Origin of the sequence: Clostridium sp. ZBS2, from assembly GCF_023845855.1 — a bacterium.
In the GTDB taxonomy this organism is placed as follows: Bacteria; Bacillota; Clostridia; order Clostridiales; family Clostridiaceae; genus Clostridium; species Clostridium aquiflavi.
The window spans coordinates 61,134-87,432 of record NZ_JAMQIF010000019.1; the positions used below are offsets into that span (position 1 = coordinate 61,134).

The window sequence follows — 26,299 nt, forward strand, 5'->3', positions numbered from 1 at the left end:
GTGGTTCTTATTAGTCAAGACTTTATAAAACAATTAACAAAAGAAATTAATAAGAATGAAATTTTAGAAAATAAAGAAATAAGACTATTAAGATTTCAGTTTTATAAAAAAAGTCAAATATTAAAAATAGTGCTGAAATCATTAGAATCACTTACAAGTCAAGAAGAAGAATATTTGAAAAAGTTAATTATAGATAATTTAGGATTTAATATAGATATAGAATTTTTGTGTTATCTAGATGTTAGTAATACATCATTAGAAGAAATTAATTCAAAATATTGGATTAATATTGCAGAAGAAATAGCAAAAAAATACCCTCTATGTCGTTCTATATTATATTCCAAGAACAGAAAAGTTGATGAAAAAGTTATAAATATATATTCAGGAAATGAAACTTTAATAAATCATGCTTTAAATAAGAAAATAGATAAATTACTTCAGAATAATATAAAAGATATTTTTAGTATTTCAACAAAAGTTAATTTTAGTTTTGATTCAAAATTAATGATTGGTGAAGAATATGAAGCAAGTAAAAAAGAAGAAAATATTAAAATAATAAAAGAAGTTATGAGTAATAGAACTATAAGTTCAGATGGTTCTAGTTCAAAAGTATCTAAATCACAAAAATCCGGTGAAAATAATTATAGAAAAAATGATAATAAGCCAAATTATGCTTCTTACAAGAAAGAACCAAAGGATGAAAATACTATTCTTGGAAGAGGTATAAGGATGGAATCTACACCTATAAAAGATATAGATGAAACAACTGGATATGTAGCTATTATAGGTGAAATTTTCAAAACAGATATTATAGAAACTAAAACAGGAAAAACAATATTAACTTTTTATATTACAGACTATACAAGTTCTATCACTGTAAAGTGTTTCTTAAAACCTCAAGAAAAAGAAGCGGTATTGGATGAAGTCAAAAAAGGACTTTATTGTAAAGTTAGAGGTGAAGCTGTATTTGATACTTATGCAAGAGAAGTAGTAATAATGGGTAGAGATATAGCTAGAATGAAAAAAATTGATAGAATGGATGGAGCTCAGGAAAAGAGAATAGAACTTCATCTTCATACTAATATGAGCAGTATGGACGGTATTACATCTGCATCTAAAATAATAGAGACTGCTGCAAAATGGGGGCATGAAGCAATTGCAATAACGGATCATGGTGTAGTTCAGGCATATCCAGAAGCACAACTTGCTTCTAAAAAAAATAAAATAAAGATATTGTATGGAGTTGAAGGTTATTTAGTTAATAATGGGGTTCCTCTTGTAATAAATGAAAAAGGTTATACATTGGATGATACATTTGTTGTTTTTGATTTAGAAACAACCGGATTTTCTCCTGTTAATGATAAAATAATAGAAATTGGAGCAGTTAAGATTAAAAATGGTGAAATTATAGATAAATTTAGCTGTTTTGTTAATCCAAAAAGAGATATTCCATATAAAATCACACAACTTACAAGCATTGATAATAATATGGTTAAAGATGCAGACATAATAGAAAATATACTTCCGAAATTTATGGAGTTTTGTGAAGATACTGTAGTAGTTGCACATAATGCAGCATTTGATACGGGTTTTATAAAAAAGAATTGCAGAGATTTAAATATAAGGTTTGATCTTCCAATATTGGATACAGTTACATTATGTAGATTTTTATATCCTGAATTAAAAAAGGTTAAACTAAATATAGTTGCTAAATTCTTGGGAATTTCTCTTGAAAATCATCATAGAGCAGTAGATGATGCAAAAGCAACAGCAGATATACTTTTAAAATCTTTTGAGAAAATAGAAGAGGATTTTGAAATAAATGATTTGAAATCTTTAAATGATTTGTTTTTATCAAAAGTGGATATAAGAAAGCAACCAACTTATCATATTATTATTTTAGCTAAGACGCAAGCAGGATTAAAAAATTTATATAAATTAGTATCTAAATCTCATATAGATAATTTCTTTAGAAGGCCAAGAACACCAAAGACTCTACTTTCTGAATTTAGAGAAGGCTTAATTATAGGGTCTGCATGTGAAGCAGGAGAAGTATATAAAGCTGTATTAGAAGGACGAAGTGATGATGAAATAAAAGAAATTATAGAATTTTATGATTACGTTGAAATTCAACCTATAGCTAATAATAATTTCCTTATTGCAAAAGGGTCAGTTAAAGATGAAGAAGAATTAAGAGAGATTAATAGAAAAATATATAGATTGGGTAAGGAATGCAATAAACCTACTGTTGCTACGGGAGATGTACATTTCTTAAATCCTAATGATGAAGCTTTTAGAAGAATAATTATGGCAGGGCAAGGCTTTTCTGACGCAGATAATCAGCCACCACTTTATTTAAAAACAACAGAAGAAATGTTAAAAGAATTTTCTTATTTAGGAAAAGATATCGCAAAAGAAGTTGTTATTGATAATCCTAAAAAAATATCTGATAGTATAGATGTGTTAAAGCCAATACCAGATGAAACATATCCACCTAAAATTGAAGGTGCAGAAGAAGATATAAAGAATATGACATTGAATAAAGCTCATGCTATTTATGGAGAAGTTCTTCCAGAGGTAGTTCAAAAAAGACTAGATAAAGAACTTAACTCTATAATAAACAATGGATATGCCGTATTATATCTAATAGCTCAAAAACTAGTTGCTAAATCTACGGAAGATGGTTATTTGGTTGGTTCAAGAGGATCCGTTGGGTCTTCATTTGTAGCAACTATGTCTGATATCACTGAAGTTAATGGATTGCCACCGCATTATGTATGTCCTAAGTGTAAGAAATCAGAATTCTTTTTAGATGGTTCAATAAGTTCAGGGGCAGATTTACCAGATAAAAATTGTCCTGATTGTGATGTACCATATATAAAAGATGGTCATGATATACCGTTTGAAACCTTCTTAGGGTTTGAAGGAGATAAAGAACCTGATATTGACCTTAACTTTTCAGGAGAGTATCAAGGGGTAGTACATAGGTATACAGAAGTACTATTTGGTAAGGGTCATACATTTAAAGCAGGAACAATTGGAACAATAGCAGAAAAAACAGCTTATGGATATGTAAAAAAATATTTAGATGAAAGAGAAATTATAACCTCTTCAGCTGAAATAGAAAGACTTACACTTGGTTGTACAGGAATAAAAAGAACTACAGGACAACATCCAGGTGGAATAATGGTTGTACCAGCTGATAATGAAATTTATAATTTTTGTCCTATACAACATCCAGCTGATGATAATGATACAGATGTTGTAACAACACATTTTGATTATCATTCAATAAGTGGTAGATTATTAAAATTAGATATACTTGGACATGATGATCCTACTGTTCTTAGAATGTTACAAGATTTAACAGGACTTGATCCGAAAACAATACCTTTAAATGATGAAAAAGTTCTTAGTCTTTTTACATCACCAGAAGCATTAGGCGTTACAAAAGAGGAACTAGAATGTGAAGTTGGAAGTTATGGACTACCTGAATTTGGTACCAAATTTGTAAGAGGGATGCTTGTTGATACACAGCCTAAGACTTTTGCAGATTTAGTAAGAATATCAGGACTTTCCCATGGTACAGATGTTTGGCTTAATAATGCTCAATATTATATAAAAGAAGGCTTTACTACATTAAGAGATTGTATAGCAACAAGAGATGATATTATGGTTTACTTAATGTATAAAGGACTACCACCAAAAAATGCATTTACAATAATGGAAAAAGTAAGAAAAGGAAAAGGTCTTTCAGAAGATGATGAAAAACTTATGAAAGAACATGAAGTACCAGAATGGTATATTGGATCATGTAAAAAGATAAAATATATGTTCCCTAAAGGTCATGCTGTTGCATATGTAATGATGGCTGTTAGAATAGCATATTACAAGGTATATTATCCAGAAGCATATTATGCAACGTATTTTACAGTTAGAGCTGATGATTTTGATGCGAACTTAGTGTGTCTTGGAGACGGTGCTGTGCATACAAAACTTCAAGAATTATATGAGCTTGGAAATAATGCAAGTGTAAAAGACAAAGGATTAATAACTGTATTAGAATTATGTTTTGAGGCTTATAAAAGAGGCGTGAAATTCTTACGAGTAGATTTATATAAATCAGAAGGAATAAAATTTAAAATTGAAGATGGAGCACTTCGTTTACCATTGAATTCTTTGCCTGGAGTTGCGGATAATGCAGCCAAAAATATAGTTGAAGCAAGAGTAAAAGGTGAATTTATATCTAAAGAAGATTTAAGAATAAGAGCAGGGGTTTCAAAAACTGTTATAGAAAGTTTAAGCAGTCATGGATGCTTAGATGGTTTATCAGAAACGAATCAATTATCTTTATTCTAGAAATACTAAGACTTAAAAATATACCTTTAGCGTAAAACAAAAGAATGAATTAATATCTAAATTCAAGCTTTTATTTATAACTCTTGTATTTATCTATTATTTATGATATTATGTACTTAGTTTTTAATGTCAATAGGCTATAAAAGTGGAGTGGGAAATTACCCGCTCTTTCTATTTGTAACGCAACTACTTTAATATAGTTGCGTTTTTGATTATGATTTTATAATTAAAAACGAATGCATTAATTTTAAAACTGAATATAGCAGAGGAGGTTTCATAAATTTGAGAAAAGATATGTTACTTGAAAAAGTAGAAGAATTAGTTAAACCAATAGTAGAAGAATTATCATATGAGTTATACTATTTGGAATATGTAAAAGAAAATGGCGAATATTATTTAAGAATTTATATTGATAAAGAAGAAGATAGTATATCACTAAACGATTGCGAAAAAGTTTCAAGAAGAGTTAGTGAAATACTAGACGTTGAAGATCCAATTGAAGATTCATACTATTTAGAAGTTTCTTCACCAGGATTAAATAGAGGACTTTATAAAGAAGAACATTTTAAAAAGTTTATTGGAAGAGAAGTTTTAGTAAGATTTAATGGATCTTTAGAAGGTATGAAGAAAATACAAGGTATATTAAAAGAAGCTGACAATGAGTTTATAACAGTTCAGGGAGAAAAAGAATTAAAAATTCCAACTGAAAAAATAAAAGGTGCAAACTTAGAGGGAGAAATATAAATAAGGAGGAGATTAAAATGAATGAAGAGTTTGTAGGGGCTCTTAAAGAGATAGTAAAGGAAAAAGGAATATCAGAAGATTTACTTTTTACTACTATTGAAGATGCAATGGTTGCTGCGTATAAAAAGAATTATGCAAATTTAAATACATCAGCACAAAATGTTAAGATAAGTATAAATAGAGAAAATGGGGAAATTCACGTATATGCTCAAAAAATGGTTGTTGATGAGGTTTATGATGAAGTAACAGAAATTTCATTAGAAGAAGCCAAAGCAATTAACCCTAAGTATGAAGTTGATGATATTGTGGATTTAGAAGTAACTCCTAAAAACTTTGGAAGAGTAGCAGCTCAACTTGCTAAACAAGTAGTTACACAAAGAATTAAAGAAGCTGAAAGAAATATAATTTATAGTGAATATAAAGAAAAAGAATTTGATATAATAACAGGTACTATATTAAGAAAAGATAAAGGTATGGTTTTTGTTAGTTTGGGCAAGATTGAAGGTATAATAGGTCCTAATGAACAAATGTCAAATGAAGACTATAGATTTAATGAAAAATTAAAACTATATATAGTTGAAGTTAAAAATACTTCAAAAGGAGCTCAAGTTCATGTCTCAAGAACACATCCAGGTTTAGTTAAGAGATTATTTGAATTAGAAGTTCCAGAAATATTTAATGGTGTAGTTGAAATTAAGAGTATTTCAAGAGAAGCAGGATCAAGAAGTAAGATAGCAGTGTATTCTAACGATGAAGAAGTAGATGCAATGGGAGCTTGTGTAGGTCCTAAAGGTGTTAGAGTTCAAAATATAGTAAATGAACTTAAAAATGAAAAAATAGATATAATAAAATGGAGTAAAGATCCAGCAGAATTTATTTCTAATGCATTAAGTCCAGCAAAAGTAATAAGTTCAGAAATAAATGAAGATAGCAAATCAGCTAAAATAGTAGTTGCTGATGATCAACTTTCATTGGCTATTGGTAAAGAAGGCCAAAATGTAAGACTTGCAGCAAAACTTACTAATTGGAAAATAGATATAAAAAGCAAGTCACAACAAGAAGCTTTAGAAGCAGAAGAAGAAAAGGCTATAGATCAAGATGTAGATATGTCAGAAGAAACTATAGAAAATGTGGCTGGATTAGATCTTAAATGTGAAGATATAGAAGAATAGGAGAGGTGTTTTTAATGAAAGTTAAGAAAATTCCTCTAAGAATGTGCACTGGTTGCATGGAAATGAAACCTAAGAAAGAACTAATAAGAATAGTTAAAAGCCCAGAAGGTGATATATCAGTTGATCTAACTGGTAAAAAATCAGGAAGAGGTGCTTACATTTGTAGAGATATAGAATGTTTTGAAAAAGCATTTAAAGCTAAAAGATTAAGTAGAAACTTAGATAGCTCTATAAGTGAACAAATATATGAAAGACTAAAGGATGAAATAGAAAATGAATAAGTTCTATAATTTTTTAGGTATTGCCAAAAAATCAGGAAATTTGTTAGAGGGTTATAGTAAATGTGACGATTTAAGAAATAAACTTGATATTTATTTGTTTATAATATCTAATGATTTATCACAGTCTTCAAAAGAAAAATTTATAAAACATTGTGTTCAAAGAAATATACCATATATTAATAGTTTCTCCAAAGAAGAATTAGGAAGTCCTATTGGTCGTGATCAAATTATGATACTAGGAATCCTAGATAAAAATATGGCAAAAAAATTGCTTGAAATATATGAGGAGGAGAAACAATATATGAGTAGATAATAATAACGGGGGTGACTTTATGTCAAAAATAAGAGTATACGAATTAGCAAAAGAACTTAATGTAAGTTCAAAAGATTTAATAACATTATTAATGGATGAGTTTGGTGTGGAAGTTAAAAATCATATGAGTGCTATTGAGGATGAAGAAGCTCAATTAATAAAAGAATTATTAGCAACTAAACCAGAATATGCTGAAGGAAGTTCAGAAGAAGCAAAAAGTTTAGTTGATGAATATGAAGAAATTCTACAAAACGAGCTTAACAAAGCTAAAAAGAAAAAGAAAAAGAATAAAAGAGAAGATAAAGACGATGAAAATGAAGAACTTGAGACTGAAGTAATTGAAATTGGAGAAACTATTACAGTTAAGGAATTAGCTGAAAAATTAAATAAACCTTCAAATGATGTTATCAGAACATTAATTTTCTCAGGAGTTATGGCAGCAATAAATCAAGAAATAGATTTCGCAACAGCTGAAAAAGTATGTGAAAGCTATGGTGTAATACTAGAAAAGTTAGAAGTTACAGAAGAACTTGAAGCAGTAGAAGTTGAAGAAGATGATGAAGAAAATCTTGCAAAAAGACCACCAATAGTAACTGTTATGGGTCATGTTGACCACGGTAAAACATCGTTACTTGATGCTATAAGAAAAGCAAAAGTTACTGATACAGAAGCAGGTGGTATAACTCAACATATAGGAGCTTATACTATAAATATAAATGGTGAAGAAATTACATTCTTAGATACTCCAGGCCATGAAGCTTTTACAGCAATGAGAGCACGTGGAGCACAAGTAACAGATGTAGTTATATTAGTTGTTGCAGCTGATGATGGAATTATGCCTCAAACTAAAGAAGCAATTAATCACTGTAAAGCTGCTGGCGTACCTATGGTTGTTGCTATAAATAAAATTGATAAACCAGGTGCAAATCCAGATAGAGTTAAACAAGAATTAACAGAACATGGATTAGTAGTAGAAGAGTGGGGCGGAGACGTTATATGTGAAGAAGTATCTGCAAAGAGTAATTTAAATATTGATAAACTACTTGAAATGGTATTACTTACAGCTGAAATGCTTGAACTTAAAGCTAACAAAGAAAGAAAAGCAAAAGGAACAGTAATCGAAGCTAAGCTTGATAAAGGTAGAGGTCCAGTTGCTACATTATTAGTTCAAAATGGTACTTTACATGTTGGTGACGCAATTATTGTAGGATCTACATATGGTAGAATAAGAGCAATGTTTGATGATACAGGTAAAAAAATCAAATCTGCTGGTCCATCAATTCCAGTTGAAGTTTTAGGTCTTTCAGAAGTTCCAGAAGCTGGAGATAGATTTAATCAAGTAAAAGATGAAAAAACAGCTAGAATAATGGCAGATAAGAGAAAAGATAAAGAAAAATCTGACTCATTAATGAGTGGTAATAGAGTTTCTTTAGAAGATTTATATAGTCAAATTAAAGAAGGAAAAGTTAAAGAACTTGGTATAATAGTAAAAGCCGATGTTCAAGGATCAGTTCAAGCTATTAATCAATCACTAGAAAAACTTTCAACAGATGATGTTAAAGTAAGAGTAATTCATGGTGGTGTTGGTGCAATAACAGAAACTGACATAACTTTAGCAACTGCTTCAAATGCAATAGTTATTGGATTTAATGTAAGACCTGATAATAATGCAGTAGCACAAGCTGATAAAGAAAATGTAGAGATAAAAACTTATAGAATAATTTATGATGCTATAGAAGATGTTAAATCAGCTATGATAGGAATGCTTGAACCAGAATATAAAGAAGTTATTTTAGGATCAGCAGAAGTAAGAGAAACTTATAAGATTTCAAATGTTGGAACAATTGCTGGTTGTTATGTACTAAATGGTAAGCTTCAAAGAAATGCTGAAACAAGAGTTATAAGAGATGGTATAGTTATTTTTGAATCAAGCTTATCATCATTAAAGAGATTTAAAGATGACGTTAAAGAAGTTAATACTGGATATGAATGTGGATTGACAGTAGAAAAATTCAATGACGTTAAAGAAGGCGATATCCTTGAATGCTTTATGATGGAGGCAATCAAGAGAAAAGAGCTATAAAGAGGTGATGTAAATGCCAAACTATAGAGGCGGCAGAATTAACGAAGAATTTAAAAGAGAAATAAGTAACATTATTCAAAATGAAATTAAAGACCCTAGACTTACTGCTATGATTTCTGTTACAGACGTTAAGGTTACTAAAGACTTAAGATATGCTAAGGTATATGTAAGTATATTCTCAACAAAAGAGGAAGAAAAAAAGGATAACTTTACGGCTTTAAAGAGTGCTAGTGGATTTATAAGAAAAATCCTAGGTCAAAGAATAAATGTAAGACACAACCCAGAAATATTATTTGAATTAGATGACTCAATAAATTATGCAATGCATATTGATGAGTTAATTCAAAAGGTAAAAGATAAATAATGTCTTTACAAAGTATAAAGGAAGAGATATTAAAAGCTAAAAAGATTGGATTATCTTTTCATACATCTCCGGATGGAGATGCTATAGGAAGTACTTTATCACTTCTTAAAGCACTTAGAACTATAGGAAAAGATGCTTATATTATTTCAAGAGATGTTATCCAAGATAACCTCTCTTTCCTTTCTTTATCTGAAGAAGTTGATGGAAATACACTAGAACCAGACCAATACACTGATTTAGTTATAGTAATGGATTGTGGTAATGTAGAGAGAATTTCTGCAAATTTAGATAATTATAATGGAAAAATTATAAATATTGATCATCATTTATCAAATGAACAATATGGATATATAAATTATGTAGATCCTAAAGCAGCAGCCACAGCAGAAATATCATATTTACTTATAAAAGAATTAGGTATTGATCTTAGTAAAAAAGACGAGAATAATTTAGAGATGGCAAAAGCAATTTATACATCTTTAGTTACAGATACGGGGTCTTTTAGGCATTCTAATGTTACAAAGAGAACACACGCAATAGCTTCAGAACTTATAGGGTTAGGATTAGACAATAGTAAAGTACACAGCAGTCTTTTTGATAATAGGGAATTTAATAAAATAAAATTAATGGGTTATGTGTTATCAAATTTAGAATTAGCATTAAATAATAAAGTAGCAGTAATGGAAATACCATATCATATACTAGAAAAATTTAATTTATTAACAACAGATACTTCAGATATAATTTCTTTTGGTCTTGGAATAAAGGGCATAGAAGTTGCTATATTATTAAAAGAATCAGAAAAAGGAATTAAAACTAGTTTAAGATCAAAAAACAATGTTGATGTAAGAAAAGTAGCAGAAATATACGGTGGTGGTGGACACATTAAAGCAGCAGGTGCCCTTCAAAAAGGTGTAAATTTAGAAGAAGCTAAAAATAATTTACTAAAAACAATAAAAGAAGAGATGAAGTTATGAATGGTGTACTAAACGTATTTAAAAATAAAGGAATGTCTTCTTTTGATGTAGTTAGAAAAATAAAATTTACAGCAAAAGAAAAAAAAGTTGGACATACAGGAACTCTTGATCCAGAAGCTGAAGGTGTTTTACCAGTTTGTCTAGGAAAAGCAACTAAGATTATAGATTATATAATGAATTCTAGAAAAGTATATAAGGTAAAATTGTTGCTAGGTAAAAATACAACTACCTATGATTTAGAAGGTGAAGTTGTAAAAGAAAGAGACACTTCTCATATAAAAGAAAATGATGTAAAAGAAAGTATACTTTCTTTTATGGGGGAATATGATCAAGTCCCACCAATGTATTGTGCATTGAAACAAAATGGAGTAAGACTTTATCAACTTGCAAGACAAGGAATTGAAGTTGAAAGAGAAGCAAGACGTATTACTATTTATGATATTTGTGAGATTGATTATGATTTACCGTATGTGTCTTTTAAAGTTACATGTTCAAAAGGTACATATATAAGAAGCTTATGTTATGACATTGGTGAAAAACTAAATGTAGGAGCAACCATGGTTAATTTAATAAGAACTGAAACTTCTGTATTTAAAGAAGAAGATAGTATTAATATTGAAGATTTAACACCAGAAAATATTGAAAGCTATATAATAAGTATAGAAGAGGCACTTTCATCTTATCCTAAATTGACAGTGAATACTTCATTTACAAAATTATTAGTCAATGGAGTAAAGGTATATGATAAAAGATTAAGCGATGAAGTTATAGAAAATAATATTTTGTATAGAGTATATGATAAAGAAAATACTTTTATAGGACTTGGCATGAAAGATAGCAAAGGATTTAAGATACAAAAGTTATTATTTTAAAGTGGGAGTAATAAAGATGATTATTATAGAAAACAACTTTGAAGATGTACAAACTTATGATAATTATGTTGCTCTTGGAAGTTTTGATGGATTACATATAGGACATTTATCATTAATAGATGAAGTTACCAGGATAGCAAAAAAAAATAATGGTAAAAGTATGGTCTTTACATTCAAAAATCATCCAAGAAAATTTATAAATCCAAGTAATACTCTTAAACTTTTGATGGAAAATGATGACAAGATAAAGATGTTAGAAGATAAGGGTATTGATATAGCATATTTTGCAAATTTTAATGAAGAATTTATGAAAATAACACCAGAAGAATTTATAAAATTTCTATGTATTAATTTAAATATAAAAGGAATAATAGTAGGTTTTAATTATAAATTTGGATATAAAAATTCAGGTGATACTAAACTTTTAAAAGAACTTGAAAAAAAATATGAATACGAATTACATGTTATGGATTCATGTACATATAAAGATGAAGTTATAAGTAGTACTCGAATTAGAAAAGAATTAGAAGCTGGTAATGTTTCAGAAGCTAGTATCATGTTAAATAGACCATATATTATAAAAGGCGAAATTGTACATGGTCGAGAAATTGGAAGAATGATGGGATTTCCGACGGCTAATTTAAAGTATAATAAAGACATTATTTTACCTAAAATAGGTGTATATTATACTAATGTTAGAGTCAATAATAAAATATATAGAGGAATCACTAACATAGGAAATAATCCAACAGTTAATGGCAAAGAGATTACTTTAGAAACTAATATTTTAAATTTTGATGATGACATTTATGGAAAGATTATGGAAGTTAATTTTATAAAAAAAATAAGAGATCAAAAGAAATTTGATTCTGTAGATGATTTAGTAAATGAACTTAAAAACAATAAATTATTTGCAGAGAAAGAAGAAATAGTTGTTAAATAATATTTATTTACAATAATCATTAGTTTTGATATAATACACATTGAACCTACTTCTAAGTTTGAAGGTGCCATCTTTTTACTTGGAAATAAGGGGATAAAATACACGGAGGTGCACTTATGGATAAGGCAAGAAAATTAGAAATTATTAAACAATACGGAAGAAGTGAAGGAGACACTGGTTCACCAGAAGTTCAAATCGCTTTATTAACAGAAAGAATTAACTCATTAACAGGACATTTAAAAGTTCACAAAAAAGATCATCATTCAAGAAGAGGTCTTTTAATGATGGTTGGACATAGAAGAGGTCTTCTAAACTATTTAGCTGATCAAGATATCGAAAGATACAGAACAATAGTAAAACAATTAGGTTTAAGAAGATAATTTTTAGAGCGGATCTTCCGCTCTATTATTTTAAAAAAATTATAAAAAATATAAAGAGAGTTTGAAAGGAGGGTTTCAAAGATGAATAACGTTTTATCAACTAACATTGCTGGAAAAGAAATGAAAGTTGAATTCGGGAAAATAGGTATGCTATCAAATGCAGCTACATTCATGAGCTACGGAGATACTGTTATTTTAACTAATGTTAATGCATCAAGTGAGCCAAGAGTAGGAATTGATTTTTTCCCTCTAAGTGTTGAATATGAAGAAAGATTATATGCGGTAGGTAAAATACCAGGTGGTTTTATAAAGAGAGAAGGAAGACCATCAGAAAAAGCTATATTAAATGGTAGAGCTGTAGATAGAACTCTAAGACCTTTATTCCCAAAAGGATATAGAAATGATGTTCAAGTAGTTTGTACTGTTGTTTCTGTAGAAAAGGATAATTTACCAGAAATATTAGCTATTAATGCAGCATCAATGGCATTATGCTTATCAAGCATACCTTTTACAATCCCAGTTGCAGCTGTTCAAGTCGGACTTATAGATGATAATTTTATTGTTAATCCAAATGCAACTGAACGTGAAGAAAGTACTCTTCATTTAACAGTTTGTGCAACTAAAGAAAGAGTAATGATGATAGAAGCAGGTGGAAATGAAATTCCTGAAGATACTATGATTGCTGCTATTAAATTTGGATTTGATGAATGTCAAAAAATAATTAACTTCCAAGAAGAAGCAGTTAGTAAATTTGGTAAGGAAAAAGATGTTCCAACATTATTTACTGTTGATGAAGAAGTAGAAAAAGATATAAAAGAATTTGCTTCAGATATGATAAAAGAAGCCATGTATATAACTGATAAAGATGAAAGAAATGCAGCTATAGATGCTGTTAATCAAAAAGTTAAAGAAGAATTTGGCGAAAAATATGAAGATAAATTTGGAGATATAAAAGAAGTACTTTATAACATGCAAAAGAAAGTCGTAAGACATATGTTATTAAAAGACAAGAGAAGACCTGATGGAAGAGCTTTTGATGAGGTGAGACCTTTAGGCTGTGAAGTTGGATTACTTCCAAGAACTCATGGAACAGGATTATTTACAAGAGGATTAACTCAAGTAATGACAGTAGCAACATTAGGTGCTGTAGGAGATATACAAATCTTAGATGGAATAGATGAGGCTCAATCAAAGAGATATATGCATCACTATAACTTCCCAGGATATAGTGTAGGAGAAGTAAAACCTTTAAGAGGACCAGGTAGAAGAGAAATAGGTCATGGAGCTTTAGCAGAAAGAGCACTTGAACCATTAATCCCATCTGAAGAAGAATTCCCATATACAATTAGATTAGTATCAGAAGTATTAAGTTCAAATGGATCTACTTCACAAGCATCAGTTTGTGGTTCAACATTAGCATTATTAGATGCAGGTGTTCCAATAAAAAGACCAGCAGCAGGTATTGCTATGGGATTAATTACTTCAGAAGACTTATCAGAAGAACAAGTATTAACTGATATTCAAGGAATAGAAGATTTCTTCGGAGATATGGACTTTAAGGTAGCAGGTACTACTGAAGGAATTACATCAATCCAAGTTGATACTAAGCTTAAAGGATTTAGTTTTAATGTAGTAGAAAATGCAATTCGCGATGCTAGAAAAGCTAGATTAACTATAATAGATAAAATTAATGAATGTATATCAGAACATAGAGAAGATGTTTCTTTATATGCTCCAAAGACAGAAACAATTCAAATAGATCCAGACAAGATAAGATCTGTAATAGGCGCAGGTGGTAAAGTTATCAATAAGATAATTCAAGATACAGGCGTTAAAATTGATATAAAAGAAGATGGATCTGTATTTGTAAGTTCAAGTGATCACGAAGGTGTTAAAGAAGCAATAAAGATAATCGAAGGATTAACTAAAGATGTTAAGGCTGGAGAAATTTATTTAGGTAAAGTAACTAAAATAACTACATTTGGAGCTTTTGTTGAAATTCTTCCAAATAAAGAAGGCTTAGTTCATATATCTAAATTAGATAAAGAAAGAGTTAATAAAGTAGAAGATGTTGTTTCTGTAGGAGATGAAATCTTAGTAAAAGTTACTGAAATTGATTCACAAGGTAGAATAAATCTTTCAAGAAAAGATGTTCTTTTAGATCAAGAAAACAAAGAAGAAAAATAAAGGGCAATTAAATTGCCTTTTTATTCTTTTTTCATATGTTTTTTATATAAATATATATAAATTAATGACTTTAAAATCGCTTTGGCGATTTTTTTATTATAATCATTTAAAATTTCCCCTTAACATATAGCATGGATTGTAATTGTTAGTATATAAATATAATAATAAAAAAATTTCATATTAAAATTTATTATGGGAAAAATATTTTTATACCTGCATGATTTTAAGTAATTCATAGATGGAAGGAGAGCAATAATTATGTATAATACGTATACTTTAGATAATGGACTTAGAGTTATAACAGAAAAGATAGATCACTTAAATTCAGTAAGTGTTGGAATAATGATACAAAATGGTTCTAGAAATGAGGTTGAGGAAGTAAATGGAATATCTCATTTTATTGAACACATGTTTTTTAAAGGAACTAAAAAAAGAAGTGCAAAACAAATAGTAGAAGAAATAGAAAATGTAGGTGGACAAATAAATGCATTTACTAGTAAAGAAGCAACTTGCTATTATATAAAAGCGTTAAATACTCATTTAGATTTAAGTTTAGATGTGCTTTCAGATATGATATTAAATTCAAATTTTGATGAAGAAGAAATAGAAAAGGAAAAAGGTGTAGTAATAGAAGAAATTAATATGAGTCAGGATTCGCCAGAAGATGTATTAGATGATGAACATTCAAGGGCTGTTTTTAGAGAGAATCCATTATCATATCCTATACTTGGAACTATACCTAAAATAAAATCTTTTACTAGAGAAAAAATTTTAAATTTCATATCAGAAAAATATACTCCTTACAATTCAGTAATATCAGTTTGTGGAAAATTTGATGAGAATGAATTGAAAAAATTAATAGAAGATTGTTTTGGTAGTTGGAAAAGTAAAGAAAAATACATACCTGAGTATAATACACCAATAATACATTGTAAATCAGGATATGTGAATAAAGAAATAGAGCAATTACATATTTCTTTAGGGTTAAAGGGGTTACCATATAGAGATAAAAATAGTTATCCATTAGTACTTTTAAACAATGTTTTGGGGGGAGGAGCTTCTTCTATACTTTTTCAAAAAGTAAGAGAGGAATTAGGACTATGTTACACAATTTGTTCTTATTTGCAACCGTTTCAAGGTATAGGAACTATAAATATATATACAGGTCTGAGCAAAAATTATGCACATAAAGCACTTGAAGTTATAAATAAAGAAGTAATAGAATTCTCAAATAATGGAATAACAAAGAATCAATTAGAAATTAGTAAAGAGAAAATAAAAGCTACGTATATTTTAGGACTAGAAAGTACGAGTTCAAGAATGTTTGCAAATGCTAAAAGTTATCTTTTTACTAATGAGGTATTTACAGAAGAGGAAGTTATAAGAAGAATAGATGCTATAAACCAAAATGACATACAAAACGTTTTAGATGAATGTTTTAAACCAGGAATATTAAATGCTGGCTATGTAGGTCAAGAGGTAAATTACAATGAGTTAAGTAGAATAATATTGGCAGATACAAAAGCATATAATAATTCTTCAAATAGAGATAAAGTTAACATATAAATTTATTTTGTAATAAATATACTTCTTTAATCATATTATGTTATGAGCAAATAAGGAGGATATATATTATGGGAGAATTAAATAATATAAAATATTTAAGTGATATAGAGAAATATGAGTTGATAAATATAAATGATGGTGAAAAATACGATTATTTGGCAAATAATGATTTAATAATAGATGATGATGGAAACTTTAAATTTTTAATTATTAATACAAGTACTAGCAAATTTAGCATGTTTGGTAGCAAAGAGTTTTTAGAAATTCCTTGGGAATGTGTAAAAAAAATAGGGTCTAAAACAATAATACTTGATGCAGATGATGAAATAGTAAAAAAAATTAAACTTTAAAAAAAGTTAAACTTTAAAATGGTATGCAAATATTATATTATTAAGGATGTAATATTTGTAATCATGAAGGGAGGATATTTATTAAAATAAATTAAGTATAAAGACTTATATTTAACTATTTTGATAAATAATTAAACACATGAAGATAGTTGTTCAAAAATTTGGAGGAACTTCGGTTTCAACACCAGAAAAAAGACAAAGAGTAATTGAAAAAGTAAAACAAGCAAAAAAAGAAGGATATAATCCAGTTGTAGTTGTTTCTGCAATGGGAAGAAAAGGTGAGCCTTATGCAACTGATACATTATTATCTTTAGTAAATGAAGATTTTAAAATATCAAATAAACTAGCTCAAGATTTACTTATGTGTTGTGGTGAGTTTATTAGTTCTGTTGTAATGAGTAATGATTTATATGCTGCAGGAATAGATGCAGTTCCATTAACAGGTGGGCAAGCTGGAATTATAACTAATAACAATTTTACTGATGCAAAATGTATAGATACTAATCCAAAGAAAATATTAGACTTAATATCTCAAGGTAGAGTTCCTGTAGTTACAGGTTTCCAAGGAATGTGTGAAGATGGATATTTTACAACACTAGGAAGAGGTGGAAGTGATACAACAGCATCAATACTTGGAGTAGCACTTCAAGCAGAAAGTATAGAGATTTACACTGATGTAGATGGTATTATGACAGCTGATCCAAGACTTGTAGAAGACGCTAGTTTAATAGATGTAATAAGCTATAATGAAGTTTTTCAATTAGCTGATCAAGGTGCTAGTGTTATTCATCCAAGGGCAATAGAACTAGCAATGAAAGCTAATATTCCTTTAATTATTAAGAATACAATGAGTAATTGCAAAGGAACATTAATAAATAACTTTGGTGATAAAGAAAATGAAAGAATTATAACAGGAATAACACATCAAAAAGATAGAATTCAAGTTTTAATTAAGCTTGTTGAAAATGAAGGAAACATGAAATATCAAGATGTATTGGACTTATTAGCTGCAAATAAAATAAGTCTGGATCTAATAAATATATTTCCTGATAGACAAGTATTTACAATAAATTCTAAAGTTAAAGAAACTGTAGAAAATATATTGACTAATTTTAATTTAAAATATCATTTAATAGAAGAGTGCAGCACTATAGCAGTTATAGGCTCTAGAATGAATGGAAGACCAGGTGTTATGGCTAAAATAATTAAATCTTTAGTTACAGCCAATATAGAAGTATTACAGACAGCTGATTCTAATATGACAATTTGGTGTTTAATCCATTCAAAAAATACTAAAAAAGCTATAAATGTACTTCATAAAACTTTTAATTTATCTTAGATGAAATAAGTAGGTATATAATAATTCCTTCCGTACAAAATAATTGTATGGGAGGAATGTTTTTATGAACAATATATTCAATGGTGAAAATAATAATGAAAAAAATTACAACAGTGAAGCCGAAAATAAAATGCAATCTATAAGGGAATTTGGAAATACAGCCCCTGTAACGCCAAATAAAAGTATACAAGTTTTGTCTATAATAGGTCAAATAGAGGGTCATATGGTATTACCACCTCAGACTAAAGCAACAAGATATGAGCATATTATACCTCAATTGATAGATCTAGAACAAAACGATAATGTTAAAGGTATTCTAATTGTATTAAATACTGTTGGTGGAGATGTAGAGGCAGGTCTTGCTATTGCAGAAATGATAAGAAGTATATCTAAGCCAACTGTATCAATAGTAACAGGCGGAGGTCATTCAATAGGAGTACCTCTTGCAACAGCTTCAGATTATTCTTTTATCACTCCATCTGCAACAATGATAGTTCATCCAGTTAGAATGAATGGATTTATAATAGGAGTAGCACAAACTTTTGAATACTTTAAAAAGATGCAAGAAAGAATAAATGAATTTATTACAAGGACATCACATATTAAAGAAGAAGAATTGGAAAAATTCATGCTACAAACAAATGAATTATTAAATGATGTGGGAACAATACTTATTGGTAAGCAAGCAGTTGATTGTGGACTTATAGATGAAGTTGGAGGAATAAAAGAAGCCTTAGCAAAATTAAAAGAATTAACTGAATAATAATTAAGTATTTAAACAGCTATAGAAAAAAATTATAGCTGTTTTTTATTTTTAGTGGTATCTTATTAAAGGAGAAGTTTTATCTATGTAGAAATAATTAACAATGAGGTGATTAAATGTGAGCAGAAGTGGAATTAAAAGAAGTAATAAAAAAACTAAAAAAGAAAGCAATATAAATAATGATATATTAGGAATAATATATATGGCAATAGGCGTAATACTTGCCATAGCTATATACACTTCTTTAGCAGGATTACTATCTTCTTTAGCACAAAATTTTTCTTATTTATTAATAGGTGTAGGCTCTTATGCAATACCTATATATCTAATATATTTTGGTTTTCAATATATCAAAACTAGAGGCAATGTAAAGTTCGGGAAAAGATTTTTAGGGATATTAATGTTAATATTAATATTAATATTAACTTGCTCAGTTATAAATATTCAAATGATGAATGATACAGATAGTTTTGGAGATAACATTAGATTTATTATTGATAATAAGGGAAGTTTACATGGTGGATTAATAGCTTATTTTATATGTTACCCTTTATATAGGTTTATGGGGGCAATAGGGACTTATATATTATTTTTTACTTTATCTGTTATTTCACTTATATTAATATTTGATATCAATTTATATGATTTAGTGATTGTAGCCAAAGACAAAGGAAAAAAAATAAAAAGCGAGAGAAATGTAAAATCTAAATCTAAAAAAGATGTTAAAGTTTTAGATAATACATTTGTAAACGTGGTTGAAAAAGATGAAGACGTTCCAATAATTAGTAAAGAAAAAGATGCATTTTTATCAACTGTAGATAAAAAAATAAAGATTTTAGATTTTATGAAAAATGATAATATTAAAGATGATGTAGAAGGTGAATTCTCGTCTGATATAGAAAATCAAATTACTGAAAATATTGTAGAAGAGAAGAAAGCCACTCATAAAAAAATAAAATTAAATAGTGAAGAAAAACAAAATATGAGCAGTGAAATAGAAGAAAACCTTTATCACGAACAAAATAAAGAGGATATGCCATATTTTTATCCAGGTTTAGAACTTTTAAAGATTAACAAAAAACTTAAGGGTTCTGATAAAAAAGAATTGATAGAAAATGCTAGTAAGCTTGAAGAAATATTATCAAATTTTGGGGTGGATGCAAAAGTGACTCAAGTAACAAAAGGTCCATCAGTTACAAGATTTGAATTACAACCAAGCCCTGGGGTTAAAGTTAGTAAAATAGTTAATTTATCAGATGATATAGCTCTTGGATTAGCAGCGTCAGGAATTAGAATAGAAGCACCTATTCCAGGAAAGGCAGCTATAGGAATAGAAGTTCCTAATTCACATCAAGTAGCAGTATTTTTAAGAGAAGTTTTAGAATCAAAAGAATTTATTAATTCAAGTAAAAAATTAGCTTTTGCTCTTGGAAAAGATATTTCAGGGAAATGTGTTGTAGGAGACTTAAGTAAGATGCCACATACATTAATTGCAGGGGCAACGGGCTCAGGAAAAAGTGTATGTATAAATTCTTTAATAATAAGTCTATTATATAAATATAGTCCAAATGAAGTTAAATTGCTTATGGTAGATCCTAAGGTTGTTGAACTCAATGTTTATAATGGAATACCACATCTTTTAATTCCAGTAGTTACTGATCCTAAAAAGGCAGCAGCAGCACTTAATTGGGCAGTAAATGAAATGACAAAAAGATATAAGCTTTTTGCTGAAATGGGTGTTAGAAATATGGAATCATACAATGAATTATTTAATAAAGGAGTAATAGAAGAAAAACTTCCTTATATAGTAATCATAGTAGATGAATTGGCAGATTTAATGATGGTTTGCCCTAATGATGTAGAAGATTATATAGGTAGATTAGCACAAATGGCTAGAGCAGCAGGTATGCATTTAGTCATAGCAACTCAAAGACCATCAGTAGATGTAATAACAGGTGTAATTAAAGCTAATATACCATCTAGAATATCATTTGCAGTTTCGTCTCAAATAGATTCTAGAACAATACTTGATAGTTCTGGTGCAGAAAAACTTCTTGGTAAAGGAGATATGTTATATTATCCAGTTGGTGAAAGTAAACCACTTAGAGTACAAGGTTGCTTTATATCAGAAGAAGAGGTAGAACAAGTTATATCCTTTGTAAAATCAAGTCAAGGTACTAGTAATTATGAAGAAGAAATAATAGAGCATATAAATAATGAAGCTCAATCATCAATATCAGAAAATGGTGATGATGTTGATGAACTACTTAATGATGCCATAAATGCGGTAATTGAATACGAGCAAGCATCAACTTCTTTTCTTCAAAGGAAACTTAGGATAGGATTTAATAGGGCTTCTAGAATAATGGATCAGTTAGAAGAAAGAGGTATAATATCTGAAAAAGATGGAAGTAGACCAAGAAAGATATTGATTACCAAAGAAGAATTATATGATGATAAAGATGAGAATTAAAAAAGAAAACTTAAATAATTAATTATAGTTGATAATATAGCTATAAATATTATAATTAATTTGGTATAATTAAAAACATTAAAATACAGGAGGACAAAAACTTGACTAAGTACAAAGTTGGAATGGTGAGTTTAGGATGCGATAAAAATAGAGTGGATTCTGAAATCATCCTTGGAAAAATGAGTAATGAATATGAAATAACTAATAATGCAAAAGAAGCAGATGTTATAATTGTAAATACATGTGGGTTTATAGAGTCGGCTAAACAAGAATCAATAGATACTATTTTAGAAATGGCTGAATATAAAAATAATTACAAGTGTAAGCTTCTTATAGCAACAGGATGTTTAATACAAAGATATGGTGATGAATTAAAAAATCTTATACCTGAAATAGACATAATGTTAGGAGTTAATGATTATAATAAAATAGATAAAGTTATTACAGAACTTATTGAAGGAGATAAAGAAGCTTCTCAATTATTAAATTATTCTGATGAAAACATAAATGAAGGAGACAGAATTCTTACAACACAAAAGGAAAGTGCATATATAAGAATTGCAGAAGGTTGTAATAATTTTTGCACATATTGTATAATTCCTAAAATAAGGGGAAAATTTAGAAGTAGAAGGATGGAAAATATAATTAGTGAAGCTACAGACTTAGCAAGTAAAGGTGTTAAAGAGTTAATATTAATAGCTCAAGATACAACACAATATGGTAGTGATATTTATGGTAAGAAAAATCTTCATGTATTATTAAAAGAGTTATCTAAAATAGAAGGAATAAAGTGGATTAGAGTATTATATTGCTATCCCGAAGCCATATATGATGAATTAATAGAAGAAATCGCATCTAATGATAAAGTAGTAAAATATTTAGATATACCTATACAGCACATAAGTGATCATGTATTAAAGCTTATGGGAAGAAAAACAAGCAAGAAAGACATAACTGATAAAATAGAAAAACTTAGAAAGAATATACCAAATATTACAATTAGAACAACATTCATAGTAGGATTTCCACAAGAAACACAAGAAGACTTTCAAGAAATTTTAGAATTCTTACAAGAATATAAATTAGATAAAGTAGGAGTTTTTAAATATTCAAGAGAAGAAGATACACCGGCTTCAAGAATGGATGGACAAATAGATGAAGAGATAAAGAGCGAAAGAGAAGAAAAGTTAATGTTATCTCAAGAAAAGATTTCTAATAATATAAATAAATTGAAAGTTGGCAAAAAATATGATATTCTAATTGAAGAATATGATGGTGAATGCTATAAAGGTAGAAATTTTGAGATGGCACCTGATATAGATGGAAATGTATTTTTTGAATCTCCTAAGCCATTGGAGATAGGTGAATTCGTTAAAGTAAAAATAATCAAAAATATGGATTACGATTTAATAGGAGTTGTTGAAGATGAATCTTGCAAATAAGTTGACTTTAATTAGAATATTTTTGGTACCTATTTTTCTGATATTTATAGTTGTTAAAGGAATACCATATGGTAGTTTTATAGCTACTATAATATTTGTTTTAGCTGCTTTAACAGATAAGCTTGATGGATATATTGCAAGAAGTAGAAACCAAGTTACTAACTTTGGAAAATTTATGGATCCTTTAGCTGATAAACTATTAGTGACAACTGCACTAATTACATTAGTTGAAATGCATATAGTTCCAAGTTGGGCTGCTGTTATAATAATAGCACGTGAATTTGCAGTATCAGGCTTAAGAACATTGGCTGCTTCTGAGGGAAGAGTTATAGCAGCAAGTTGGTGGGGAAAGATAAAAACAGTAATACAAATAATAGCTATAGTATTATTGCTATTACAAGTTAGTATAGGTGACTCAAAGTATTTAACTAATTTAGTTATTAATAGTGAATTTTGGAAAGGATTCTTTAGTACAGTTCCAAATATAATGCTAATAGCAGCTGTTATAATAACTATAATTTCAGGATATGAATATTTTAAGAAAAACAAAGATTCAATATCTACTAATAAATAGATAAGTTTAAAATAATATAACATGGATATAATTATAATAAATTCCTTCTTTAAGATGTATTTTAAAGGGGGAATTTTTATCAATACTGTTGACTAATAATAATAGTTAAATTATAATTATATACAGAACATAAGTTCGATGAGAGGAAGGTAACATTATGGCTAATATAGATGTAAATAAATTAAAAGCAATTGAAAATGCAATGGGACAAATAGAAAAGCAATTTGGTAAAGGTTCAGTTATGAAATTAGGTGAAGACAGTGTTTTAAATATTGATTCAATTTCTACTGGATGTTTAGATTTAGATATAGCACTTGGAATTGGTGGAGTTCCAAAGGGAAGAATTATTGAAATTTATGGTCCTGAAAGTTCAGGTAAAACAACAATAGCTCTTCATATAGCTGCAGAAGCACAGAAAAAAGGTGGAGCAGTAGGATTTATAGATGCAGAACATGCATTAGATCCATCTTATGCAAGAAACTTAGGGGTAGATACAGAAAATCTTATAGTTTCTCAGCCAGATACAGGAGAACAAGGTCTTGAAATAGCAGAAGCATTAGTTCGTTCAGGTGCAATTGATGTAATTATAGTTGACTCTGTTGCAGCATTGGTTCCTAAAGCTGAAATTGAAGGAGAAATGGGAGATTCTCATATTGGACTTCAAGCAAGACTAATGTCACAAGCATTAAGAAAACTAGCAGGTACAATTAGTAAAACAAATTGCATAGCAATTTTCATTAACCAATTGAGAGAAAAAGTTGGAGTAATGTTTGGTTCACCTGAAACAACAACAGGAGGAAGAGCATTAAAGTTCTATGCATCAGTAAGACTTGATGTAAGGAGAATAGACTCTATAAAACAAGGTGATGGTATTGTTGGTAATAGAACAAGAATAAAAGTAACAAAGAATAAAGTAGCACCACCTTTTAAACAAGCAGAATTTGACATAATGTATAACGAAGGTATTTCAAGAGAAGGAAACATATTAGATGTTGGAGTTAAGGAAGAAATAGTACAAAAGAGTGGGGCATGGTTCTCATATGGAGACATAAGGTTGGGTCAAGGTAGAGAAAATGCTAAACAATACTTAAAAGAAAATCCAGAAGTTGCATTAGATGTAGAAAATCAAATAAGAGAAAAACATAATCTTCCATTGATGGATGCTGTTATAAATGAAACATCATCTGAAGTTAAAAATAAAGAAAATAAGGAACAATCAGATAAATAAATAGATAATTATAAAAAGCAAAAGGATTATTTCTTTTGCTTTTTTTACAATAAAAAGGATGATATATATAAATATTGTTATATGAAAATATTTTTATGATTATATATGTTGTTATTACTAAAATTTTATAGCAAATACAAATAAAAAAAACTCTTGTAACTCAGTAAATATGAGCATGATAACAATATCATAGCAAGCTTGACATAATTTTATTTTTAATATAGAATAAAAAGGAATACTGGTTTATCATATTCCCAATACAGTGAGAATAATATGACACCTACTATGATTTCTTGTTTACAAAAATAGATAGCTTAACAAGCTAGGAGGTGTTTATATGAAATTTTGGATTTTAATAATAATAGTAAATTTAATTATATTATTAGTATTAGGAATACTACTTTATAAAATGATACAAAAAGTATCGAAGGATAAAATTGAATCTCTTGAAAATGAGGCACAAGATGTTTTAGAAAGAGCTAAAAGAGAAGCAGAAGCTCTTCAAAAAGAAACAATACTTGAAGCTAAGGAAGAGGTTCATAAGTTAAGAAATGATTTTGAAAAAGAATCTCGTGAAAGAAGAAATGAGATTCAAAGACTTGAAAGAAGAGTTATTCAAAAAGAAGAATCACTTGATAAAAAGAGTGATACGCTAGAAAAAAGAGAAGAAAAAATTAATCAAAGAATGCTTGATATAGATCAAGTAGAAGCCAATGTAAAAGAAATATATACTCAAAGAAGAGAAGAATTGGAAAGAATTTCATCTCTTTCTAGTGAAGAAGCTCGTAAAATTCTTTTAGACGAAATTAAAAGAGAAATTTCACATGATGCTGCATTGATGATAAAAGAAATCGAAAGCAAAGCAAAAGAAGAAGCAGACAAAAGATCAAGAGAAATAATCACGACTGCTATTCAAAGATGTGCTGCGGATCATGTGTCTGAAACTACTGTGCATGTTGTTGCGCTACCAAATGATGAAATGAAGGGTAGAATAATAGGTAGAGAAGGAAGAAACATTAGAACTCTAGAAACATTAACCGGAGTAGATTTAATAATAGATGATACTCCAGAAGCAGTTATTCTTTCAAGCTTTGATCCAATAAGGAGAGAAGTTGCAAGAATAGCACTTGAAAAGTTGATAGTGGATGGTAGAATACATCCAGCAAGAATCGAAGAGATGGTCGAAAGAGCAGTTAAAGATGTAGAAAATGATATAAAAGAAGAAGGGGAACAAGCGACCCTAGAAACTGGAATAAATGGATTACATCCAGAACTTATAAGACTACTTGGCAGATTAAAGTATAGAACTAGTTATGGTCAAAATGTATTAAAACATTCCATAGAAGTTTCATATTTAGCTGGTTTAATGGCTTCAGAATTAGGTTTAGATGTTACTCTAGCTAAAAGAGCAGGATTACTACATGATATCGGTAAAGCTGTAGATCAGGAGCAAGAAGGTCCTCATGCACTAATTGGAGGAGACCTTGCTAAGAAATATCATGAGCAACCATTGGTGATAAATGCTGTAGCAGCCCATCATGGAGATGTGGAAATGCAATCTTTAGAAGCAGTATTGGTTCAAGCGGCAGATGCTATATCAGCAGCTAGACCGGGGGCAAGAAGAGAAACATTAGAAGCATATATTAAGAGATTGGAAAAATTAGAAGAAATCGCAAATTCTTATGAGGGTGTAGAAAAGTCATATGCCATTCAAGCTGGAAGAGAAATAAGAATTATTGTTAAACCAGATAAAGTTGACGATGCTGGTACTGCTGAATTAGCTAGAAATTTAGTGAAGAGCGTAGAAGAACAACTTGAATATCCAGGACAAATTAAGATTAATGTAATAAGAGAAACTAGAACAGTAGACTTTGCTAAATAAAATTAAA

At 28.9% G+C, this 26,299-nt stretch carries 21 protein-coding genes; all 21 read left to right on the top strand.

The features are described 5' to 3' along the window. Nucleotides 1-4,359 carry a PolC-type DNA polymerase III gene (locus tag NG918_RS11615; RefSeq protein WP_502800120.1) on the top strand — a complete coding sequence of 1,453 codons (4,359 nt, stop codon included), beginning with the start codon at nucleotides 1-3 and terminating at the stop codon, nucleotides 4,357-4,359. 282 nt (nucleotides 4,360-4,641) lie between these two features. Next, nucleotides 4,642-5,103 carry a ribosome maturation factor RimP gene (gene rimP, locus NG918_RS11620; RefSeq protein WP_252212856.1) on the top strand — a complete coding sequence of 154 codons (462 nt, stop codon included), beginning with the start codon at nucleotides 4,642-4,644 and terminating at the stop codon, nucleotides 5,101-5,103. Between the two features lie 17 nt (nucleotides 5,104-5,120). Further along, entirely contained in the window at nucleotides 5,121-6,275 is a 1,155-nt protein-coding gene (gene nusA / locus NG918_RS11625) for a transcription termination factor NusA (RefSeq protein WP_252212855.1), read from the top strand. Nucleotides 6,276-6,289: 14 nt separating this feature from the next. Then, nucleotides 6,290-6,556 (top strand): RNase P modulator RnpM, encoded by a 267-nt coding sequence (gene rnpM, locus NG918_RS11630; protein ID WP_252212854.1) that lies wholly within the window; start codon nucleotides 6,290-6,292, stop codon nucleotides 6,554-6,556. Then, nucleotides 6,549-6,869, top strand: a complete 321-nt coding sequence (locus tag NG918_RS11635; protein WP_252212853.1) for a ribosomal L7Ae/L30e/S12e/Gadd45 family protein — start codon at nucleotides 6,549-6,551, stop codon at nucleotides 6,867-6,869. Before rnpM ends, NG918_RS11635 begins: the two co-directional genes overlap by 8 nt. A 19-nt stretch (nucleotides 6,870-6,888) precedes the next feature. Then, entirely contained in the window at nucleotides 6,889-8,952 is a 2,064-nt protein-coding gene (gene infB / locus NG918_RS11640; RefSeq protein ID WP_252212852.1) for a translation initiation factor IF-2, read from the top strand. A gap of 13 nt (nucleotides 8,953-8,965) precedes the next feature. Next, entirely contained in the window at nucleotides 8,966-9,316 is a 351-nt protein-coding gene (gene rbfA, locus NG918_RS11645; protein WP_003374634.1) for a 30S ribosome-binding factor RbfA, read from the top strand. Beyond that, nucleotides 9,316-10,293 carry a DHH family phosphoesterase gene (locus NG918_RS11650; protein ID WP_252226289.1) on the top strand — a complete coding sequence of 326 codons (978 nt, stop codon included), beginning with the start codon at nucleotides 9,316-9,318 and terminating at the stop codon, nucleotides 10,291-10,293. Before rbfA ends, NG918_RS11650 begins: the two co-directional genes overlap by 1 nt. Continuing rightward, complete coding sequence (truB, locus tag NG918_RS11655; protein ID WP_252226291.1) at nucleotides 10,290-11,165, top strand: tRNA pseudouridine(55) synthase TruB; 876 nt, start codon at nucleotides 10,290-10,292, stop codon at nucleotides 11,163-11,165. The genes NG918_RS11650 and truB overlap by 4 nt, the downstream gene beginning before the upstream one ends. A gap of 16 nt (nucleotides 11,166-11,181) precedes the next feature. After that, nucleotides 11,182-12,108, top strand: coding sequence for a bifunctional riboflavin kinase/FAD synthetase (locus tag NG918_RS11660; RefSeq protein WP_252226293.1), 927 nt, complete (start codon nucleotides 11,182-11,184; stop codon nucleotides 12,106-12,108). A 116-nt stretch (nucleotides 12,109-12,224) separates the two neighbouring features. Continuing rightward, nucleotides 12,225-12,488: a 30S ribosomal protein S15 gene (gene rpsO / locus NG918_RS11665; RefSeq protein WP_003373351.1), complete on the top strand. Its 264-nt coding sequence runs from the start codon at nucleotides 12,225-12,227 to the stop codon at nucleotides 12,486-12,488. Nucleotides 12,489-12,569: 81 nt separating this feature from the next. Then, nucleotides 12,570-14,675 (top strand): polyribonucleotide nucleotidyltransferase, encoded by a 2,106-nt coding sequence (locus NG918_RS11670; protein ID WP_252212848.1) that lies wholly within the window; start codon nucleotides 12,570-12,572, stop codon nucleotides 14,673-14,675. A 258-nt stretch (nucleotides 14,676-14,933) separates the two neighbouring features. Beyond that, complete coding sequence (locus NG918_RS11675; protein WP_252212847.1) at nucleotides 14,934-16,241, top strand: M16 family metallopeptidase; 1,308 nt, start codon at nucleotides 14,934-14,936, stop codon at nucleotides 16,239-16,241. A gap of 68 nt (nucleotides 16,242-16,309) precedes the next feature. After that, entirely contained in the window at nucleotides 16,310-16,591 is a 282-nt protein-coding gene (locus NG918_RS11680; protein ID WP_252212846.1) for a YlmC/YmxH family sporulation protein, read from the top strand. Nucleotides 16,592-16,730: 139 nt separating this feature from the next. Then, on the top strand, nucleotides 16,731-17,930 hold the full coding sequence (gene dapG, locus NG918_RS11685) for an aspartate kinase (RefSeq protein ID WP_252212845.1): 1,200 nt from the start codon (nucleotides 16,731-16,733) through the stop codon (nucleotides 17,928-17,930). A 64-nt stretch (nucleotides 17,931-17,994) separates the two neighbouring features. Next, nucleotides 17,995-18,693: a ClpP family protease gene (locus tag NG918_RS11690; protein ID WP_252212844.1), complete on the top strand. Its 699-nt coding sequence runs from the start codon at nucleotides 17,995-17,997 to the stop codon at nucleotides 18,691-18,693. A gap of 118 nt (nucleotides 18,694-18,811) precedes the next feature. Beyond that, a complete protein-coding gene (locus tag NG918_RS11695) occupies nucleotides 18,812-21,166 on the top strand; it encodes an FtsK/SpoIIIE family DNA translocase (RefSeq protein WP_252226297.1) in 2,355 nt (784 codons plus the stop codon). Between the two features lie 101 nt (nucleotides 21,167-21,267). Further along, nucleotides 21,268-22,608: a 30S ribosomal protein S12 methylthiotransferase RimO gene (rimO, locus tag NG918_RS11700; RefSeq protein WP_252226299.1), complete on the top strand. Its 1,341-nt coding sequence runs from the start codon at nucleotides 21,268-21,270 to the stop codon at nucleotides 22,606-22,608. Continuing rightward, complete coding sequence (pgsA, locus tag NG918_RS11705; RefSeq protein WP_252212841.1) at nucleotides 22,592-23,182, top strand: CDP-diacylglycerol--glycerol-3-phosphate 3-phosphatidyltransferase; 591 nt, start codon at nucleotides 22,592-22,594, stop codon at nucleotides 23,180-23,182. The genes rimO and pgsA overlap by 17 nt, the downstream gene beginning before the upstream one ends. 157 nt (nucleotides 23,183-23,339) lie before the next feature. Next, nucleotides 23,340-24,410 carry a recombinase RecA gene (gene recA, locus NG918_RS11710; protein WP_252212840.1) on the top strand — a complete coding sequence of 357 codons (1,071 nt, stop codon included), beginning with the start codon at nucleotides 23,340-23,342 and terminating at the stop codon, nucleotides 24,408-24,410. A 337-nt stretch (nucleotides 24,411-24,747) separates the two neighbouring features. Beyond that, on the top strand, nucleotides 24,748-26,292 hold the full coding sequence (gene rny, locus NG918_RS11715) for a ribonuclease Y (RefSeq protein WP_252212839.1): 1,545 nt from the start codon (nucleotides 24,748-24,750) through the stop codon (nucleotides 26,290-26,292). The last annotated feature ends 7 nt before the right edge of the window (nucleotides 26,293-26,299 follow it).

Coding starts and splice junctions, on each gene's coding strand:
- truB (WP_252226291.1), top strand. CDS start 10,290: ATGAATGGTGTACTAAACGTATTTAAAAATAAAGGAATGTCTTCTTTT.
- NG918_RS11660 (WP_252226293.1), top strand. CDS start 11,182: ATGATTATTATAGAAAACAACTTTGAAGATGTACAAACTTATGATAAT.
- NG918_RS11650 (WP_252226289.1), top strand. CDS start 9,316: ATGTCTTTACAAAGTATAAAGGAAGAGATATTAAAAGCTAAAAAGATT.
- infB (WP_252212852.1), top strand. CDS start 6,889: ATGTCAAAAATAAGAGTATACGAATTAGCAAAAGAACTTAATGTAAGT.
- NG918_RS11670 (WP_252212848.1), top strand. CDS start 12,570: ATGAATAACGTTTTATCAACTAACATTGCTGGAAAAGAAATGAAAGTT.
- NG918_RS11680 (WP_252212846.1), top strand. CDS start 16,310: ATGGGAGAATTAAATAATATAAAATATTTAAGTGATATAGAGAAATAT.
- NG918_RS11690 (WP_252212844.1), top strand. CDS start 17,995: ATGAACAATATATTCAATGGTGAAAATAATAATGAAAAAAATTACAAC.
- NG918_RS11675 (WP_252212847.1), top strand. CDS start 14,934: ATGTATAATACGTATACTTTAGATAATGGACTTAGAGTTATAACAGAA.
- nusA (WP_252212855.1), top strand. CDS start 5,121: ATGAATGAAGAGTTTGTAGGGGCTCTTAAAGAGATAGTAAAGGAAAAA.
- rnpM (WP_252212854.1), top strand. CDS start 6,290: ATGAAAGTTAAGAAAATTCCTCTAAGAATGTGCACTGGTTGCATGGAA.
- rny (WP_252212839.1), top strand. CDS start 24,748: ATGAAATTTTGGATTTTAATAATAATAGTAAATTTAATTATATTATTA.
- pgsA (WP_252212841.1), top strand. CDS start 22,592: ATGAATCTTGCAAATAAGTTGACTTTAATTAGAATATTTTTGGTACCT.
- rpsO (WP_003373351.1), top strand. CDS start 12,225: ATGGATAAGGCAAGAAAATTAGAAATTATTAAACAATACGGAAGAAGT.
- recA (WP_252212840.1), top strand. CDS start 23,340: ATGGCTAATATAGATGTAAATAAATTAAAAGCAATTGAAAATGCAATG.
- dapG (WP_252212845.1), top strand. CDS start 16,731: ATGAAGATAGTTGTTCAAAAATTTGGAGGAACTTCGGTTTCAACACCA.
- NG918_RS11635 (WP_252212853.1), top strand. CDS start 6,549: ATGAATAAGTTCTATAATTTTTTAGGTATTGCCAAAAAATCAGGAAAT.
- rbfA (WP_003374634.1), top strand. CDS start 8,966: ATGCCAAACTATAGAGGCGGCAGAATTAACGAAGAATTTAAAAGAGAA.